Below are 19,300 nucleotides of genomic sequence, written 5' to 3'. Positions count from 1 at the left end.
TTTCGCCGACGAATTAATAATAACCATAAAAATATAACATTATGCATGAATGCAAGACCGTGACATTAAGGACACGTCCGCTAAAAGGCAGGATGATGTCTTTCTATCTGGATTATTATCCGGGGTATCGAGACAAAGAGACAATGAAAGTTATCCGTCATGAATCGCTTGGTATTTATATCTATGCCAATCCGAGGAACAAACGTGAACAGAATTTCAACGAGGTAATGACCGAGAAAGCCGAAGCCATCCGTTGCCGCAGGTTCGAGTCGGTAGTCAATGAACGGTATGACTTCTTTGACAAGTACAAACTCAAGGCAGACTTTCTGGAGTATTATCGCAAGCAGCTCCGTAAGCATGACCAGAAATGGGAGTTTGTCTATCTGCATTTCAATAACTTCGTACATGGCAAATGCACCTTTGAAGAGATTGACATCGACCTCTGTAACAAGTTTCGGGAATATCTGCTGAATGCCAAGAAGCTAAGGCGTAACGGACGTATCACACGGAACTCCGCATCAGGATATTGGTCTACTTTCAGAGGTTTCCTGAAAATACTCTACCGTAATGGGATGATAAAGACCAATGTCAATGACTTCTTGGAAAAGATAGAGACAGAAGATGTAATGAAAGAGGCCCTGTCTGTTGAGGAACTGTACAAATTGGCCGAGACACCTTGTAAGAAGCCTATTCTGAAAACGGCATCGCTGTTTTCCTGTATGACCAGCTTGCGCATCAGTGACATTCTCTCGCTATGTTGGGAAGACATCGTGGACTATTCTGCCGGAGGAAAATGCGTACACATCATTACGCAAAAGAACAAGGCGGAAGACATCATTCCCATCAGTGAAGAAGCTTTGGGATTGATTGGCTATAGTTCTGAAAAGAAAGGTTTGGTATTCAAGGGGCTTATGCGTAGCTGGACGCAAATACCGATGAAAGAGTGGATTCGTTCTGCCGGAATTACCAAGAACATAACATTTCACTCGTATCGTAGAACATTTGCAACGCTACAAGCAGCTGCCGGAACGGACATCCGCACCATACAGAGCATCATGGCGCACAAGAGTATCACCACCACGCAAAGGTATATCAAAGTCGTGGATGCCAACAAACGTGAAGCCAGCAAGAAAATTACCCTGACACGGCAAGACTGACAGCTGCTTTGTCCTCGATTTCTGCGGTCAGAGTATGATTTTTCACCTAAAATCATACTCTGACCGTGATATTTAGCATGATACGTGGTAACTATCATTCTTTTTATTGCAACTATCTGGAATATCGATTATATCTTTAGCGCAAAACGATTCCAAACACTTGCAGACCATGACGAATAAAAAACAAATTCAGACTAAAAAGATAAGTTTTATCCTCGCACTGTCCGTTATCATTTATGCGGCTATAGACACTTATCTTTTCCTTTGCCATGACATCAATATCATGCGCATAACGACTCCTGTCATCCTTGGACTGGTAATAGCTATCATATTATGCGGACTCCTGCACAAATTTTTCTATAAATGGCTGACAAAAAATCCTATCAACTTCTCTTTTGGCGAGCCATCTACCCCTATTGTAAAATCAGAGAACATCATAGAATCTATGGATGCTACTGAAACGCAGCCCATCAAGCAACCGATGGATTTGCCTGAACAAGAGTCTTCTCCATCCCAACAGTCGAATCAAGATACTGTAAACTCTGATTGTCCGCAAGATTCTCATTTGAATAAATATGATTCCATATTGGTGGAACTCAAAAAGAAAGAGATTGAAAGGCAAGTGGAAATCATGGATGCGATTCGGGAATATGTAACCGTCAAAACTGCCCCCTATCTCTCCAAAGAGGATATTGCCACCCTCATTGCCAATATAGAGTATATGGCTTACGATCAACCTGAGTCATATAAACCGATTCGTTCCAATATAGACAATCCGCTGAGGTCGCCGGGGCTTCGCCATTTGGCATGGAATGTCGGTGAACGCTTGAGAGTGCCCTTAGCGAAAAGAGCCATTTTTATCAAGAAATCATTTCCATACGAACTCGTAAACGCGACCCTTGAATATCTTAAACTTAATTTACGGGATAATGTCTCAAGCCAGATTCCCATTGATGTACCAGATAAAGGCGACTATCGCTTCCATTTAGATGTAGATAATGATGACTCGCAATAAAAAAAGTATGCAGACGAAATAATTAATCCGGTCTGTATTGTTCTGCAAGGTTTCATTGAGTTGGTTCGCAGCATGTTAAACGATTAAAACAATCATAATATGGAAAAAGACCAACTGACATTCAACGACCTGCCGACTGTGGTAGGCGAACTATGCGACAGAATCGCAAGTATGGAAAACCTGCTTACGGAGAAACTTTCCAAGCAGTACGAAACCAAAGAGAATACGCACGTCCCCATGACCGTACAGGAGGCTTGCAACTATCTTAAAATGCCGTTGTCGACCTTTTATTACAAGGTCAAGAAGGACGATATTCCGGTTATAAAACAAGGAAAGCATCTCTACATCTATCGTGACGAACTGGATAGATGGCTGGAATCTTCCCGGAAGAATCCGGCTCCGCAAAGTTTCGAGGAAGAGAATGAATCCTTGCTCGCCTCCCATCGCCGTAAACCGAACCCTAAAAACTGGTAGCGATGGAAAAGACAGACACTATTATTCTTTCTCCGGAAGAATTGGCCGCTTACATGGCAGAGTCTACAATAAGCGTAACAAGTACATACGAACACTCCCCGGTGGTTCTGATGGTGGACGATACTGTTATCGGAACATTGGGAAACTTCAGTGCTTCCATCGGGAAAGCCAAAAGCAAGAAAACTTTCAACGTTTCAGCCATTGTCGCATCGGCATTGAGTGGCAGCAGCGTTCTTCATTATCGGTCTACATTTCCCGAAAATAAGCGGAAGATTCTATACATAGACACAGAGCAGGGGCGGTATCATTGCCAGCTGGTATTGAAACGCATCTTACGTTTGGCCGACTTACCGGAATACAAGAATCCGGATAATCTGATTATGCTGGCTCTGCGCAAGTTTTCCCCTAAACTACGTCTGGCGATAGTCGAACAGGCCATTGGCACAATACCGGATTTGGGATTGGTCATCATAGATGGCATTCGTGATTTCCTTTACGACATCAATTCCTCCAGTGAATCCACCGACATCATCTCCAAATTCATGCAGTGGACGGATGACAGGCAAATCCATATCCATACCGTCTTGCATCAGAACAAGAATGATGAGCATGCCCGTGGTCACATCGGCACGGAACTCAACAACAAAGCGGAAACCATCATGCAGGTCGAAGTGGACAAAGAGGACAAGACTGTAAGCGTGGTCGAAGCCGTCCATATCCGTGACCGCGAGTTTGAACCTTTCGCTTTCCGCATAAACGAGGAAGCCATGCCCGAACCGGTAGGGTCCTATCTGCCCAAAGAGAAGAAGACCGGACGACCAATCAAAGGACCGTTCGATCCGGACAAGGAGATTCCAAAAAATGTACATCGTCCAGCATTGGATGCCGTTTTTGCCAATGGCAACATCAGCAATTACGATGATTATATAGAACGCTTGAAAGAGGGTTACGGATTGCAGGGTATAAAACTCGGTTATAACAAGGCGGTAAAGGTCGCAACATTGCTCAGCGACAAACAAATGGTTATAAAAGAAGGGAAAGATTATGCATTCAATCCAGAATACCATTATTGAGTTCAACTTTACTTTATTGTTGGGGCATATATATAAGAATAAAGCAAAGTCGGAGGAAGACATCATGTGAGATATTCATATTCTCCCCTCTTTTAGAGACTCGTATCATCCTATGTTTCCTATCCGAGTGCCAGTTCACTATACGCATCCGATATGGCTTGTCGTGAAGCATCAACAGGTAACTGTTGCGAGATATGCCAAGGTATAACCTCACTGCGTTACGGTTGTACATTGGCGCTCTCGCCTGCTCAGTTCCCTCGCCGGTGCGGTACTCGCAAGCTCGCACCTATTCAACCATTATAAAATAATTCAAATGAAAGAAGATATTAAAAATACATCGGACTCCTCGAAAGAAACCAGAAACGTCTTCATCGGAGCAAAAGTCACTCCTACTCAGAAGGAGCAGATAAAATCACTGGCCGGACAATGCGGCATGACTGTAAGTGACTACATATTATCACGTGCGTATAACTTCAAGCCCAAAGCAAGGCTCACGAAAGAAGAAGCGGTATTGTTACAGAATCTGGACGATTGTCGGTCAGACCTCGTAAAATACACCTCCGCCCTACACGGAATGTCCACAAAGCAACGTATGGTAATGTTCAATCAGATTCCGTTTATGGTGGGTTGGCTGAAAGAATTAGGCAATGTAGCCGAAAGTGTCTGCCAGTTCCTGAATGCAGTAAAAGAGAAGAATAAAATTCCGTCTAACCCAAAATCCGAAGAAGAATGATTGCGAAAGCCAAAGCCATATCGCACGGTATAAACGACATCCGTTACATTACCGGCGAATCACAGCACAAAAAACATCCGGAAAAGATTTATCGGGTATTGGACAATCTGTTGCCCTCAGAACCGGACGCTATGGGAATATGGAGCTCCATGCAGTTGACCCTATCCCAACATCGACCGATAAAGAATTCCGTTATCAGAATCGAGCTGAGTCCATCGCCCGAACATACCCAATTTTATGACATCGAAGATTGGCAAAATCTTTGGCAGGAATTCGCCGAGGAGTTCGACAAACAAGTGATTACCGGCAAGGATGGACAAGTCCGTTCCTGTCCGACCAATTTGGTGGGTAGCAAATACTCGGTTTGGCTTCATACGGAATCTAAAGGCGAAGTTCCCCACCTTCATGCAGCGGTTTGCCGTTTGGATGAAAACGGTAATATCAACAACGACCACAACATTTATCTTCGGGCGCAACGTGCAGCCGAGCGAGTGGCAAAGAAACGTGGCTGGACAACAGCGGCACAAATCAGAAATCGAAACATTCCACAAGTGAACCGGGACTGTATGGAGGTGTTGAAAGCAATGCCATCGTGGTCATGGGATGAGTACAAGAATGCTCTTATACGGAAAGGTTATACCGTCCATGAAAGAGAGGACAAGAAAGGTATTCTTCGTGGATATGCCCTCATGAATGGAAACACCAAATACAAGGCTTCAGAATTGGGAATCGGCAGAAACCTGATGGTCTCGAAACTTCCTGCGACATGGGAGAAACTGCATCATCAGCCAGCTACTGCCATTAGAAACAATACACCCCAAGCCGTTCAACAGGCAGCGATACATAAGATTGCTCCTATCGACTATACCCAATATCTCACATATAGTCAGGAGATGATTTCCTATACCCTCAGCCATGAAGGTAAGGATTACAAATTTTATATCCCGGAAAAAGTACTTGATTGTTTCAATGACGAATTTGATTACAGGTTTATTGCCAACTGTCAAGAACTTACCGATATGGCTGTAGCTATATTTGTCGGACTGATAGATACCCCCAATGTAACAACCGGAGGAGGTGGCGGTGGCTCACAAAGCGACCTTCCGTGGAGAGATAAGGACGAAGACGACTTGCTCTGGGCGCGCAGATGTGCTCGTGCCGCCAGCCGGTTCTTAGGAAAGAAACCGAAAACAGGATTAAAACGATAAGCGCATGAAGAAGAAATTTGATTTTTCCGCAGAAATGAGTGAAGCGGAATCCATAAGATCCACTCCCAAGAATGAATATCTGGAGGAAGAAAACCACTTACTCGATATCAATGTGCAAGAACTTGCTAGGCTGAATAACAATGTATATAAGCTGAGAACAGAAGTTGAAAATCTGTCCGGTTCTATACGTGAGTGCAAACCTATCATTTCTGAAGAAATGCATAAGTTGGCAGTTGAATTTGGAGCAAGGCTTCTCTGCAATTTTCTTGATCAGATTGAGAGCAAATGCAAGGAAGCCGAGCGGAGAATGAAGAAAGCCGACAATGCCATCCCCCTCCCATATACGGCATTCTACATTTTGATTATCATTGTAGTCGCTCTATCTTCTTTTTTCGTGTGCATGATAGTGGCTAATGCAGAGATTTTGCATTCCGGATTGATTTGGAAGGCTACTACTGGTTGTATTCTTATGGCTGTCTCGGGGATTGGTATAACGGTAGCAATACAGAAGTTTTTGGATAGAGGTAAATAAACGAAAAGTCTCAATCGGATAGAGATTACTACCAGTTGAGACTTTATTTTCATGCTTAAATTAGTCTTCTAAATCTCTTGCGACTTCAGGGAAATTATCTTTAATAGTTCCTTTGATACCACCATGTATAGAATACTGCCTGACTTGAGTAGTTTGAACTTTTGAAGACTCATGATCTTCTTTGGAATACAGAATAGGAACTGGTTCTGACTGATAGTAGTTTAACCTGTCTGTATTTATATATCTTATTTCATACGCCTCTTCAAAAGGAGTTATGAGATATATCCTTATTGATGCATCAAATGTGTATATCTGTTGACGGCATAATTCTCCGGGCAAAATAGTCTTTGTTTCTCCTTGCCGTATTTGAATATAATCGCTTTTCGGTTTTAACCTTACATCTAAATGATGACGAGCCTCATTTATCATAATGCGATACACTTCTACCGGATATGAATTGTTTTTAATCTGGATCTTCAATCCCCACATCGTATCATTCTTCAAACTTATCTGAATTTTGGGATATATGTTACTTCCAGCTTAAATTCGCTCTAATTGATAATGACGTGAGTACATCTCAGCCATTTGCGACAAGCTATTAATCTGCTGCTGAGTTCCTTTCTGATTTCTTAAGACAAGAATAAAAGTTGCAGCTGTCGCCAAGGCTCCCAAAGCCATAATACAATCAACAATAATCTCAAATAACATAATTACTTTCTAAAATGATATTCAAATATACAACATAATTCTGAATCACAGAACAATTGAGAGCGAAGAAATTACAGCATTAATTCCCTCGCTCTATACATAACTTTATTTACCCAGTGACTTGAACACCTTAGCAATGCAACGCTTTTTCTGCTCCATATTGGGATGAACATATAAGTCCAACGTAGTTGAAATATTGGAATGCCCTAATAATACGCTGACTGTTTTATAGTCACAACCGACCTCTATACAACGAGTCGCAAAACTATGACGGAGTCCATGATACTTCAGCTTGGGAATATCAAGTTTCTCCATAAGCCTTTTATAGTAGTTACGGTACGTACGTGGTTCTGTCGGACACTCGTCATTGGTAAGAATGTAATAGTCATCATTAACTACTTTTTTCAAAGGCTTTAACATAGTAAGCAATTCTTTGTTTATCGGGATTTCACGGCAAGAGTTTTTTGTCTTTGGCGTGTTGATGACCAGCTCTGTATGTTTTCTCTCTCCTTCTATGATATAGATGCGTTCTATCGTCCGGTTAACGGTTAGAATTCCATCATATACATTGATGTCGCTCCATTTCAAAGCACAGATCTCCCCTATACGCAGACCGGTACTAAGGCTGATATAGATACCAAGTCCCGGAAAGGAAAAGTGGCTCTGAATATAGTTCAGAATCTTTTTATGATTTGCCACGGACAAGACCTCCAACTTTTTACCAGCAACGTCTGTTGGGTACTTAATATCCCATTCGTAATAGTTCATCCATTCGTTTTTCACTCCGAATTTCATAACCATCTTCAGGACAATAAGAATGTCCTTAACAGATTTCACGCTCAATCCGCCTTCCAACTTTTCAAGCACAAAGCCTTGTACATCATTTTCATGAAGTTCGTTACTCTCACCAAACTTTGGCAAAATGTGATTTTCAAGAATCAACATGTAGGCTGCCAATGTCGATAGTTTCACATACGGTCGCTTGTCCTCTCGCCATGCGTCCGAAATTTCTCTAATTGTCTTCTGAATCATAATTTTGAATTTAATTGGTTCTAATAATTAGAGAAATATAATAGGTAATGTTCCCCATTTGAGATTCCCTAAATTTAGTGGAGAGTGGGAAATATGTAAAGTGTCTGAGCTATTGGATTTCTATTCAACCAATTCTCTGAGTTGGGAACAACTTGAATATGGGGAGAAAGCCATGATGAACTTACATTATGGACTCATTCATGTTGGGCTTCCTACTATGGTGGATTTGAGAAGAGATAAACTACCCAATGTCAAAGAAGGTAATATGCCTAAAAACTTTGAATTGTGTAAAGAGGGAGATGTAGCCTTTGCTGATGCTTCGGAAGATACGAATGAGGTTGCTAAAGTCATTGAGTTGTTTAATCTTGATAATAAGGATATTGTTTGTGGTTTACACACAATTCATGGGCGAGACAATAAAAATAAAACTATTGTCGGCTTCAAAGGATATGCTTTTTCGTCATCCGCATTTCATAATCAGATTAGACGAATAGCACAGGGAACAAAAATCTATTCCATCAGCACAAAGAATTTTTCCGAGTGTTATGTTGGTATTCCATCCAAAGCGGAGCAAACTAAAATAGCTACACTGTTACGACTAATAGATGAGCGTATTGCCACCCAAAACAAAATCATTGAGAAACTGCAATCCTTAATTAAAGGGCTTAGTCAGCAATTGCTTTCATCAGAGAATGATTGGATTTTATATAGACTGGATGACTTGGCGCAAATAAAAAGTGGCTATTCAGGAACACAAGTGAGTTATCAAACCCCTTATAAGGTTTCTCGCATAGAAACTATTAGCAAACATTGTATTGATATACAACGAATTGGCTATGTAGAGTGTATTCCTGAAAGCTATAGGTTAAACGTAGGTAATATTCTGTTTAGCAATATCAATAGTATTCAGTATATAGGAAATACAGCCTATCTTGACAAAGATTATGGACTTTATCATGGCATGAATTTATTGCGAATTATACCCAATACAACCATAGTTAGACCTCGTTTTTTGCATTTACTTCTTTGTACTGATTGGGCAATAAACCATTTTCAAACTATTTGCAATAAAGCAGTTTCACAAGCAAGTATCAACCAAACTGCGTTAGGTAAGAGTCGATTCCCGATCCCACCAATGTCTGTTCAACAACAAATCTGTAGTATGTTTGAACTCACTGAGAGAAAATTGGATAATGAGCAAGAATACATAAGTTGTCTTCAACAGCAGAAACGGTATTTGCTTCAGAAAATGTTTATATAAACATTAGGCTTAATAGATACTTCTTCAATAAAATGTATTGTTCCGTTAATGACTTTTCATTTGCCAAACGGCAATGCAAAGCGTCAAGAGTGTTAGCTATATGTCCTTGTTTCTCTAAGCTTGGTAGTAAAAACTTCATCTTCATAAAGTCATTTTTTTGAAGATTAAACCGTGTACTCCCTTGTGCTAACGGATATATAGCCCTACGAAATGAAGAACTTGAAATGAAGTGGGCAAGGTATTGAGGTAATACACGTTCATCATAGAAATGAATGCCAAAGCAGAAGCTATTCAAATAAAGTTTCTGCGTATTGCCCAAATATACTGCACCTATACCAACTTCTTCCGGAGTTTCAGATGAGAGTGTGAATAAGGCATCACCGTACTGCACACTGTTTTGTTTTTCGTTGGGAGCGATTTGTACCAATTCATAATCCTTTTCCGAGATGTAAGTATTCTGATACACGTTCATATAAGTAATGAATGGCTCACCATATCCGAAATCATCACCGCCTTTTCCGCTTAATCCAGAATAAGCTTCACCCAAATCTGAAAAGCAGACGGTTTCTCCCTTAATACCTTTGTGGATATTATCGTTTAGCCCTTTAATTAAGGATAAAAAATCAGCAATTTCACAGGAAAGGGATATTCCCCATATTCTTTACTCTCCTTGCTGTTCCATCAACTCCTTATAGTGCTGTTCATATTCTTCATCAGTAAAACTTTCAGCACAACTTTTGGATCGAGTTAAAATTCGTAGATTCTCTTGAAATAATATTTCCTGTCGGCTCATTTGAGAACCAAAATATTTAGGAGAATAAAATCTATCAATCTCTGTTTGCTTTAAATTTTTATACCCAAGAGAAACGGCCATTTCTGAAAGTAAGTCAAGTCTAAAAGAATTACTACTATCAAAATGAGGTGATTTTTCGTTTAAACTATCTAAATATTCTCTCCATGCATGTCTAACTTTTTTGTTTTCCTGAAATACTACATCTATTGTATTTAAGGCATCAACCCATTCTTTTGTTATTGGGGTTGATTTTCGATCTGCCATTAGTGTAAGGAAGACTCTTAATTGAGCATCTTTTTTTGCTTTTCTATTTTGGTACTTTATTCCTAATACCCAAACAATAATTGGGATAATAGCAACAGCAATAATCTGACCGATGCCGATAATGATTTGTATATATTCTGTTGTACTCATAATGCTAAATTTATGCAAAGGTAGTCTTTTAGATCAAAACCTATTTGTATAATTCGAAAAAATTTATCTTTAATTAAATATCACACAAGCTAACTATGCAAAATAGCAGAATACACTGCTTCAAGATTGACTCTTCTACACACTTTGATAATAATATAATGAGGAATATTCCGTTTCTAATGTGATGGATGTAGAGCATAATGTTACAAATAATGCGATGTTTTGAGGTATAACCGTCTGGTTATCATAATGAAATTAAGGATTGTTTATTTGTAATGTCCGCAATTAGTTTGAAAATGCTTCACTCTGATTCTTGGGAACAATTCAAGATTCAAGATATTGCATCAATAGGACGTGGTAGAGTTATTAGTTCGGTAGAAATTAGCCAACAAGAAAATCCGTTATACCCTGTGTATTCTTCTCAAACATCAAATGACGGAATTATGGGTTATCTTGATGATTTTATGTTTGAAGGTGAATATATCAGTTGGACGACTGACGGTGCAAATGCAGGAACGGTATTTTATCGTAATGGAAAGTTTAATTGCACTAATGTCTGTGGCTTGTTAAAGCTCAAAAAAGGATTTGATGCCCATTTCGTTTCATTAGTCTTAGCAGAAGCAACAAGGATGTATGTCTCAACTAATTTAGCAAACCCGAAACTTATGAATAACACAATGGGAAACATACAAATCCGTCTGCCAAAATTAGAAGAACAAAAAAGAATCTCCGTTGTTTTCAGAAAGTTACATGGACTATTAGAGACACATAATAGTTTGATCATCAAGTATTCAAAGCAGAAACAATATTTGCTCTCGCAGATGTTCATATAAACATTTGCGAGAGTAAGTATCTCTTTTGTTCTTCGTATCTTATCTTTGTTTTTGCTTCAATATCCAATTTGCTGTTTAACGAAGTCATTAGTGAGGCTATTATACTTTGTCTTTCTTTTGAAGGTAGTTCAATTACAAGCGAAGCTATTTCTGAAATATAATGTCTTTTATGTCCTTCCGATTTAAGTTCCCAATATGATAGATATTCAAACATAAATCGAAGATTTACATTCGGTTTTGCTGTGAGTATTTTTATTGCCGAAGACTTTACCTTAAAAGGGAATGATACATATTTTGCATCCATTGTGAAATCGTCAAAGATTATACACTCTCCTTTTTGATATATGCCAAATTTTTCGTCTGTATACCCCAAGATAAAACCTTTATTCGCAGTTAGAACAGGGGTTAAACTTGTGTCGGTAGAGTATTCATCATTAGCTACAATATATGCAGTAGGTTGTTCGTAATCAAGTAGCTGATTGATTTCAAAGCTCTCTGTATATTCATCTTTCAATAAGGAGAACATCTTTTTTCTAATTGCGGACTTTAATTTTTTCAAATCCTCAATGATTTTGTTTTGGGTAGCGATTCGAGTATCTATACATTCAAATAGTTTTGCTATTTTCTCTTGTTCTTGAATTGAAGGAATATTAAGACAAACTTTACTTAATCCATCTTGACCTATATTAAAGTGCTGTGCTCCGGCTCCTTTTACGATTATCTTTTTTCGTGCAGTTGGTGAAGCCAAAAGATAACGAAAAAACATAGGATAATAGTTACTTTTACTTTTTCCACGAATAACAAAACCACCAAACACTGCGGGTTTGCTATCCAAATAGACATTGGCTTGACCTACATCTTCTAACGTTTCAGAGCTGCGCTGAAATAAGATATCGCCGTAGTTTACACCATAAGTTTCAATATCGCCATCCACAACTTCAACAGAGGCACGGATATTATCATAACAAATGAATTGGTTATTAAGAATATCCATCACCGAAATGAATTTTGTTCCACGCCCAAATCTTTTGGCATCAGGATTCATTCCATTTTTGAAACTCATAAAATCTGTAAGAGGATAGATTTCCCACTCCCCACTAAATTCCGGAAATCTCAAATGGGGAACATTAAGGACTTTATTTTCGTTATTATCTGTCATAATCATTATTCTTTATCGGGATTGATATCAAACGGCAACAATTTGTCGCCATTATTAAACCGGTCGAAATCAGAGATAAACGAACGGTCTTGAATCACTTTATATTTTTCATACTCACCATACGCCTTCTCTCGTGCTTCTTCTTGAGAAACTTTACCAGCTGAATCTTGTACTTGATAGTCCATTGTAGCAAGAAACTGTTCAAGACGCTGCTTCCATTCGGCCATCGTTGTAATGATATGGCGTTGGGCACGCTGCTCTGCAAATTCAAGAAATACGTTAGTTATGCCGTTGAGTTCTGAAACCTCTTTGTCTGACAAGTAGTTCTTTGCCACAATCGTATCAGACTTCTGGACTCTGCCATCGGGAGCTTTCTTCCAAGTGGTCAATCCCATGTGCGGCATTTCCGAGTCGGCACGTTCATATACTATTTCGGCAGCGGTACGATGAGTTACAGCCAAGTGCATCATATTTTGCACCATCTTGAAGAACAATTTGGTACAATCCGATTTCGAATCGTAATCGGCACTGCATTCGGCATAGATGTCTGTTATCTTTTGGTAGTATCTGCGCTCTGATGTGCGTATCTCACGAATACGCTCCAGCAAATCATCAAAATAATCTTTGCCAAAGTGTTTTCCCTGCTTCAAGCGTTCGTCATCAAGGGCATATCCTTTAATAATAAACTCCTTCAATACAGATGTAGCCCAGATACGGAATTGAGTGGCCTGATAGCTATTGACACGATAACCTACCGCAATAATGGCATCCAAATTATAGAACAGAGGTGTACGTTCTACATCCCGTTCTCCCTCTGATTGAACTATCCCAATTTTTCGGATAGTTGCCTCTTTTGTAAGCTCGCCTGTTTCGTAAATCTGACCAAGATGATAGTTGACAGTCCGTACATCCACCCCGAACAAATCGGCCATACGCTTTTGTGACATCCAAAATGTTTCACTGTTGAATATCACTTCTATTCGTGCCTCGCCTTGCGCCGTTTTATACAGCAAAATGTTAGAACTCAACGAATTTTGCATCAATTCGTTTGTCGAAATTGTTCGAGTAAAATAATCGCGAGCTTGTTGTACCAACACTTTTTGGGCATCGGCATTTTCGGCAACAATCATACACGCCATACGCGAAAGACGGAAGATATTGACCTTACGGAATGAGCCGCTTCCAATCCTTACCATATCAACCGCTTGGTTGAAATGGTCGTCTACATTCATTCCTTTTTCACCTGCCACCTTGATAGCCTTGTCTATGACTCTTTGGAATTTCCAATAAGCCGAATAGCCCATAGCAGCGCACAGGTCGCGAGAACTCCAGTATTCGTTTCCGCCCTCATCCTGACAGCGTATATTGTCGAATGATGGACGCATTTCGGGGATGTTGTCTATCTCTGCCATAGTGTAATTATTCAACCAGTCCCAATTCTTTCAAATAGCCTTCTATTTCCTTATCCAGTTCGGCTCGCTTGGCTTCCAATTCCTTTATTTCAGCCATGACTGCTTTGATGTCAATAGGCTCTTCTTCCTCAAAAGTATCGACATAGCGAGGAATATTCAAATTATAGTCATTTTCGGCAACCTCCTGCAACGTAGCAAGATGACTGTACTTTTCAATTTCCTTGCGGTCACGATAGGTTTCTACAATCTTCTGTATATGCTGAGGGCGGAGTTTGTTCTGGGTCTTGACCTTTTCAAACTCTTTGCTGGCATCAATGAACAAGATATTATCGTCTTCCTTACGGCATTTCTTCAATACGAGAATACAGGTCGGAATACTTGTACCATAGAATATATTGGCTGGCAAACCGATAATAGCATCGATATAGTTTTTCTTCTCTATCAGGAAGCGGCGTATAACACCCTCTGCATTCCCTCGAAACAGAACTCCGTGCGGAGCAACGCAAGCCATCGTACCACCTTCATTGAGGTGATGAACCATATGCAGAATAAAAGCATAGTCGGCTGTTTTCTTAGGTGCAAGTCGTCCTGCTTTACTGAAACGGTCGTCGTTGTTGAATTTGTCGGCAGCACTCCATTCGGCAGAGAACGGAGGATTTGCAACCACTGCATCGAACTGCATATCATCGAATGCGTCCCATTCAAGCGTATCGCCATTCTCTATTTTGAAGCTGCTGAATCGGATACCGTGCAGCAACATATTCATTCGGGCAAGGTTGTAAGTAGTCGGATTTTTCTCCTGTCCATAGATATATGCCGCCTTACCGATACTTGCTGCACGGAGCAATAGTGAACCACTACCGCAAGTAGGGTCGTAAACATTACGCAAACGGTTATGCCCAAGAGTAACAATCTCCGCCAATATGCGGCTGACCTCTTGCGGAGTATAGAACTCACCGGCTTTCTTGCCTGCGCCGGCTGCAAACTGGCTAATCATATATTCGTAAGCATCGCCCAAAATATCAATTTCTTGCGAGGCCTCTACACCAAAGTCAATATCGTCCAATGCAAGAAGCACATTGCTGACGAGCGTGTTTTTATCATCTGCTGTTTTTCCCAATTTAGGCGAAGCCAAATCAATGTCCGAGAACAATCCGCCAAAATCCTCTTCACTATCCTGTCCCAAAGTGCTGTCTTCTATACGCTTCAACGAGCGTTCCAACATAGGAAGAACATTTTCTTTCCGCTTGATAGCCTCAATTACGGACGAAAACAAGAACTTCGGTTCAATGAAGTAGCCTATATTTTCCAAGCACTGGTTCTTAACCTCTTCCTGCAATTCCGGTGCATCCGAATCGGTCATTTCCCATAATTCCTTGAATGTAACTTCATCATCATCCAACGCACTGTTAGCGTATGTTTCTATCTTCTCCGACAGGTATTTGTAGAAAATGAATCCCAAGGTAAAATACATAAAATCGCTTGCCGACATATTGCCACGCAAACGGTTTGCGACCTCCCAAAGCTGGTCACGGAGTTTCTGTTGCAGTTCTTCGCTCATATCTTTATTGCTCTATATTATCTTGTTTACATCACTTTCCGGCAATGGTATATTGCTCTCTATTATACTTCTCAGGTCATCTAGCACTTTCCCTTTATATGAGAAATATTTTGCCCCTTGATATGCACCCGATGTATTCCGTTTCTCTTCCGGCATAAACGTACCGACAAAAGGGGACAATTTATAAATACGACCTTCGTATTCAACGGAATCATCGCTTGCCACCTTGACTTCCGTATCCGTAGGAATAAAGGTAACGCATTCCCCTATTTTAATACCGACCATGCTGAATTTGAAACGACCTCGCTTTACGGTTCGCTTCTGCACGACAGGCAATGAATCTTTTTCGTTATGGCAAACCGGTTTATTATCTACATAGACCGTAACAACCGCATCATCAATCATCTTGGCTATGTCATTGAATATATCCAAAGCTATTTGTGGCGGCACATTGAAAAACTCCCGATTCTGACGAATACGCAAATCCGTCAACCGATCAATAGTCTTGTGTACATGCTTTTCAACATCGTTATATTTGACCGTCTGAATGGTTGCATAAATCTCAAAAGGCAACGGAACAGCCGTGTTGTCAAGTTCCTTGGAACGTATATCTACAGGCCGCGCACTTTTACCGATCTTGACCCAATCCTCACGAAAACTTGGATTAGTCAAGATATACACATATCCGGGTTCATTTGTCTTTACCATATCAGTATTTCTTTTAATCCCAACTGAAAGTGCGTATGATATTACGCAATCTGTCTAAAATCCTCGTCAACGCCTTTCTCGTCTTTATCAATCCGAGATGCTTCTCTTTCAATGCTTTTTGTATGATTTCCGGCTGCTCTTTTTGCAGGTAGTCATATTCTTTGAGGAAGTGATTCAATACCGATGACGATATTTCCTCTTCCTCAGCCAATGAGTTGACGGCATTTTCTCGCTCAACGGCAATATAGTGGTTCAACCGTTCTTCCAAATCGCTTGTACCGTCAGCTTTGTCTCGCTGAATCATGAAGTTTTCCTTATCGTCATCCACATTCTTTTGAATGAAACCATCGATAAGTTTGGCTTTGCTGCGCATTTCTGCGTCTTTAATCATCGTATCAATGATATTCTGACGGCGTTCTGCGTAATCGGCACTATATGGGTCAAGTTCTGCAATGAGTTCAAGGATATATGCCACATTGATAATGTCGCTATGTAGGAGTTCAAGGCAGAAATCCACATCACCGAAGTCTCCGTCATCCGGAACATCTGTATCATCATCCGGTTTGGGTGACGGTGCTGGATCAACGAGTGCAAAAGTATCATGGATATCAAGATACTTACTCCTGAAATCCATAAACTGCTGTTCCGTCATGCCGAGATCATCAGCTTCTTCGCTATAATCCTCATATATTTGAATCTCTGCGTGTTTACGGATAATATCACGAAATGCCAAAACAAACTCTTTCTTAGCCGTTTCGCTCTGCAAAAGGTCTATGCAGTTTGTGTCCGGGTATTTCTTCAGAAAATCGGATGCAAGTTCCTTGTATTCCTGTTTGATTTCTTCAAACGGAGGTCGCACTATTTCTTCCGGATTGTTGCTGTTACTGAATAATTTGATAGCAGCATCCACATTGCTCTTCAAATCACGGAAACATACAATCTTTCCGAAGCGTTTCTTTTCGTTCAGCACACGGTTCGTCCGGCTAAATGCCTGCAACAAGCCGTGGTATTCCATGTTCTTATCTACATAGAGCGTATTAAGTTTCTTGCTGTCAAAACCGGTAAGGAACATTCCGACAACAAGGCAAAGATCAAGCGGCTTCATATCGGCTCGCTTCTTTTTCATGCGCAGGTTGATGTCATCGTAATATGCACGGAAGTTCTCAGTCGTAAACGATGTGCCGAACATTTCGTTATAGTCATCCATGATGGCTTGCAGCTCATCGACTTCGCCTGCACTGTCATTCAGATAAGAACCTGTACCCATTCCTGTCAGTTCATCATCCTGACTTCCATTGGCTGCATAGGTAAATACTGCACCTATACGAATCTTAGGATTCAGTTCCTTGAATATCTTGTAATAACGGATAAGCATCGGCACTGACTGCACGGCAAACAGCGCATCGAACTCTCCGTCAAATGTTGACTTATTGAAATTATTAAGGATGAATTGGGCTATTTCCGTCATGCGATTGGTACTGCCGTTCTGCACCTCCTCACTGCCATGATAGTATTCCACAAGAAAACCGAGAACATTCTCATCAGCAATGGCATCCTTAATCAGATAGCGATGCAGGCAGTTGCCGAACACCTCTTTGGTCGTATGACCATCAACTGCATTCTCTGTAAATATTGGAGTTCCGGTAAATCCGAATATCTGGGCATTATCGAAGAATTGCATAATCTTCTTATGACTCTCCCCGAAATGGCTACGATGGCACTCATCGAATATCATCACGATACGAGAATGGCGTATCGAATCTATTTTGCTGCTATACCATGTCTTGCTTACGGCTGCATTGAGTTTCTGAATAGTGGTAATGATAATCTTGGAGTTGCTATGCAGACGTTTTACCAACTCGTCCGTATTGTCCGTACCGTCAACGGCTCCCGGTTCAAAGGCTTCATATTCCGACTGTGTTTGTGTATCAAGGTCATGGCGGTCGACAACGAACATTACCTTATCTACATCATCTAACTCCGAAACGAGTTGCGCAGTTTTGAATGAAGTCAAAGTCTTTCCTGCCCCTGTTGTATGCCAAATATAACCGTTATCATTGGAGTTCTGCACTCGATCCAATATCTTTTCTACTGCATAGAACTGGTATGGGCGCAACACCATCAAGCATTTATCACCTTCATGTAATACGATGTACTTTCCGATAATCTTACCGAGCGTACACTTTTCCAAGAAAAACACAGCAAACTTATCCAGTTCATTGAATGGCAGGTTTGCCGCATCCGTCCAGTTGAATGTAAATTTATATCCGCCATTGGGATTATTGGCGAAATAACGAGTGTTCACACCATTGGAGATGACAAACAACTGAATATAATCGAACAACCCATGAAAGGATGTCTTATGATAGCGTTGAATCTGATTGTATGCCTGTTTGAGTTCTACTCCCCGACGTTTCAATTCAATCTGAACTAAAGGGAGACCATTGATAAGAATCGTCACATCATAGCGACACTTCTTTCGTCCCTCCACCGTAATTTGGCTCGAAACCTGAAATTCGTTCTGACACCATTGGGTACGATTAAGAAACTCTACCCAAATGCGCTGTCCGTTAGCCGTATCAAGAGGATATAGGTCGCGAAGCTTCTTTGCTTTTTCAAAGCGAGTACCACCTTCCAGATAGATTAATATCTTCTCGAACTCTTCATCCGTAAATGAGTTACGGCCAACTTCCGCCAGTTGTTTCTTGTTGTGAATTTCCAACTGCCGCTTGAAATTGGCATAAAGATTATCTTCTTCGGTAATCTGAACATACTCGTAGTCCATTTGCCGAAGTGTGGCTATCAGTCCGGCTTCCAACGCCGCTTCGCTCTGTATTGACATATTCTTGCGCCCTGTTATGGTGTTATTACTTATCTATTCCGGCTTGCAGTATTCTGATACCTAATGCATTTTCTATCTTGCACAAGGTTTCTAATGACAGATTCTCGCGACCTTTCAACACCTTGGAGACATATTGCTGAGTGCAATTCATCTTCTCGGCCAACGCTCGTTGTGTCATACCAAGTTCCTCCATTCGGTTTGACATAGTTGCAGCGATAGCTTGCGAATGACACATCCACTTTTCGTCTTTATTCTCCTCCGTTCCTTCAACCAATCCTAAAACCGTGTCTATCTGTTTTTCAGCCATTGTATACATCAAAAAATACCTTTGCCTTACTCTGTAGGCAAAGGTAGTATAAATAATCGAGATGACACAACTTTCAGG

Annotated in this window: 20 protein-coding genes; 9 read left to right on the top strand and 11 right to left on the bottom strand. The window is 40.6% G+C overall.

Translation table 11 applies throughout. From position 1 onward, the window contains the following. Window positions 1–41: 41 nt before the first annotated feature. From DW096_RS04770 to DW096_RS04740, 7 genes are all read left to right on the top strand, one after another. Complete coding sequence (locus DW096_RS04770; RefSeq protein WP_032575809.1) at window positions 42–1,157, top strand: site-specific integrase; 1,116 nt, start codon at window positions 42–44, stop codon at window positions 1,155–1,157. Between the two features lie 169 nt (window positions 1,158–1,326). Then, the gene (locus DW096_RS04765; RefSeq protein ID WP_032575807.1) at window positions 1,327–2,172 is read left to right on the top strand and encodes a hypothetical protein; all 846 of its coding nucleotides are present in this window, start codon (window positions 1,327–1,329) and stop codon (window positions 2,170–2,172) included. Between the two features lie 99 nt (window positions 2,173–2,271). Beyond that, a complete protein-coding gene (locus DW096_RS04760) occupies window positions 2,272–2,646 on the top strand; it encodes a helix-turn-helix domain-containing protein (protein WP_032575805.1) in 375 nt (124 codons plus the stop codon). Window positions 2,647–2,648: 2 nt separating this feature from the next. Further along, the gene (locus DW096_RS04755) at window positions 2,649–3,719 is read left to right on the top strand and encodes an AAA family ATPase (protein ID WP_032575803.1); all 1,071 of its coding nucleotides are present in this window, start codon (window positions 2,649–2,651) and stop codon (window positions 3,717–3,719) included. 313 nt (window positions 3,720–4,032) lie between these two features. After that, window positions 4,033–4,452: a hypothetical protein gene (locus DW096_RS04750; protein WP_032575801.1), complete on the top strand. Its 420-nt coding sequence runs from the start codon at window positions 4,033–4,035 to the stop codon at window positions 4,450–4,452. Next, window positions 4,449–5,660, top strand: a complete 1,212-nt coding sequence (locus DW096_RS04745; RefSeq protein WP_118930930.1) for a relaxase — start codon at window positions 4,449–4,451, stop codon at window positions 5,658–5,660. Before DW096_RS04750 ends, DW096_RS04745 begins: the two co-directional genes overlap by 4 nt. 4 nt (window positions 5,661–5,664) lie before the next feature. Next, a complete protein-coding gene (locus DW096_RS04740; protein WP_032575797.1) occupies window positions 5,665–6,192 on the top strand; it encodes a hypothetical protein in 528 nt (175 codons plus the stop codon). Between the two features lie 60 nt (window positions 6,193–6,252). On the opposite strand, the gene DW096_RS04735 is transcribed toward DW096_RS04740, so the two are convergent. The 3 genes from DW096_RS04735 to DW096_RS04730 all read right to left on the bottom strand — a co-directional run bounded on the left by DW096_RS04735 (window position 6,253) and on the right by DW096_RS04730 (window position 7,932). Next, complete coding sequence (locus tag DW096_RS04735; RefSeq protein ID WP_133303588.1) at window positions 6,253–6,696, bottom strand: hypothetical protein; 444 nt, start codon at window positions 6,694–6,696, stop codon at window positions 6,253–6,255. 36 nt (window positions 6,697–6,732) lie between these two features. Beyond that, window positions 6,733–6,900 (bottom strand): hypothetical protein, encoded by a 168-nt coding sequence (locus DW096_RS19535; RefSeq protein WP_153882930.1) that lies wholly within the window; start codon window positions 6,898–6,900, stop codon window positions 6,733–6,735. A 105-nt stretch (window positions 6,901–7,005) separates the two neighbouring features. Then, on the bottom strand, window positions 7,006–7,932 hold the full coding sequence (locus DW096_RS04730) for a site-specific integrase (protein WP_032575794.1): 927 nt from the start codon (window positions 7,930–7,932) through the stop codon (window positions 7,006–7,008). A gap of 172 nt (window positions 7,933–8,104) precedes the next feature. Between DW096_RS04730 and DW096_RS04725 the strand changes: the two genes are divergently transcribed. Then, window positions 8,105–9,193 carry a restriction endonuclease subunit S gene (locus DW096_RS04725; RefSeq protein ID WP_233555711.1) on the top strand — a complete coding sequence of 363 codons (1,089 nt, stop codon included), beginning with the start codon at window positions 8,105–8,107 and terminating at the stop codon, window positions 9,191–9,193. On the opposite strand, the gene DW096_RS04720 is transcribed toward DW096_RS04725, so the two are convergent. After that, complete coding sequence (locus DW096_RS04720; RefSeq protein ID WP_207200970.1) at window positions 9,186–9,740, bottom strand: restriction endonuclease subunit S; 555 nt, start codon at window positions 9,738–9,740, stop codon at window positions 9,186–9,188. The two genes, DW096_RS04725 and DW096_RS04720, sit on opposite strands and share 8 nt — an antisense overlap. Before the next feature lie 114 nt (window positions 9,741–9,854). Next, window positions 9,855–10,400 (bottom strand): DUF6680 family protein, encoded by a 546-nt coding sequence (locus DW096_RS04715; protein WP_032591968.1) that lies wholly within the window; start codon window positions 10,398–10,400, stop codon window positions 9,855–9,857. A gap of 275 nt (window positions 10,401–10,675) precedes the next feature. Between DW096_RS04715 and DW096_RS04710 the strand changes: the two genes are divergently transcribed. After that, on the top strand, window positions 10,676–11,233 hold the full coding sequence (locus DW096_RS04710) for a restriction endonuclease subunit S (RefSeq protein WP_229055239.1): 558 nt from the start codon (window positions 10,676–10,678) through the stop codon (window positions 11,231–11,233). On the opposite strand, the gene DW096_RS04705 is transcribed toward DW096_RS04710, so the two are convergent. Genes DW096_RS04705 through DW096_RS04680 form a run of 6 tightly spaced genes read right to left on the bottom strand, consistent with a single transcriptional unit; the run spans window position 11,226 to window position 19,222 of the window. Then, the gene (locus DW096_RS04705) at window positions 11,226–12,392 is read right to left on the bottom strand and encodes a restriction endonuclease subunit S (protein ID WP_233555710.1); all 1,167 of its coding nucleotides are present in this window, start codon (window positions 12,390–12,392) and stop codon (window positions 11,226–11,228) included. The two genes, DW096_RS04710 and DW096_RS04705, sit on opposite strands and share 8 nt — an antisense overlap. Before the next feature lie 5 nt (window positions 12,393–12,397). Next, a complete protein-coding gene (gene rhuM, locus DW096_RS04700) occupies window positions 12,398–13,804 on the bottom strand; it encodes a RhuM family protein (protein WP_165859491.1) in 1,407 nt (468 codons plus the stop codon). A 7-nt stretch (window positions 13,805–13,811) separates the two neighbouring features. Continuing rightward, window positions 13,812–15,365: a type I restriction-modification system subunit M gene (locus DW096_RS04695; protein ID WP_032577711.1), complete on the bottom strand. Its 1,554-nt coding sequence runs from the start codon at window positions 15,363–15,365 to the stop codon at window positions 13,812–13,814. 12 nt (window positions 15,366–15,377) lie between these two features. Continuing rightward, on the bottom strand, window positions 15,378–16,073 hold the full coding sequence (locus DW096_RS04690) for a GIY-YIG nuclease family protein (protein ID WP_032577712.1): 696 nt from the start codon (window positions 16,071–16,073) through the stop codon (window positions 15,378–15,380). A 13-nt stretch (window positions 16,074–16,086) separates the two neighbouring features. Beyond that, window positions 16,087–18,915, bottom strand: a complete 2,829-nt coding sequence (locus tag DW096_RS04685) for a type I restriction endonuclease subunit R (protein WP_032577714.1) — start codon at window positions 18,913–18,915, stop codon at window positions 16,087–16,089. 25 nt (window positions 18,916–18,940) lie between these two features. Beyond that, complete coding sequence (locus DW096_RS04680; protein WP_032577722.1) at window positions 18,941–19,222, bottom strand: helix-turn-helix domain-containing protein; 282 nt, start codon at window positions 19,220–19,222, stop codon at window positions 18,941–18,943. Window positions 19,223–19,300: the final 78 nt, after the last annotated feature.

The organism is Bacteroides sp. AM07-18 (assembly GCF_003602695.1).
In the GTDB taxonomy this organism is placed as follows: domain Bacteria; phylum Bacteroidota; class Bacteroidia; order Bacteroidales; family Bacteroidaceae; genus Bacteroides; species Bacteroides uniformis.
This window is presented reverse-complemented; position numbering and strand designations above follow the sequence as displayed.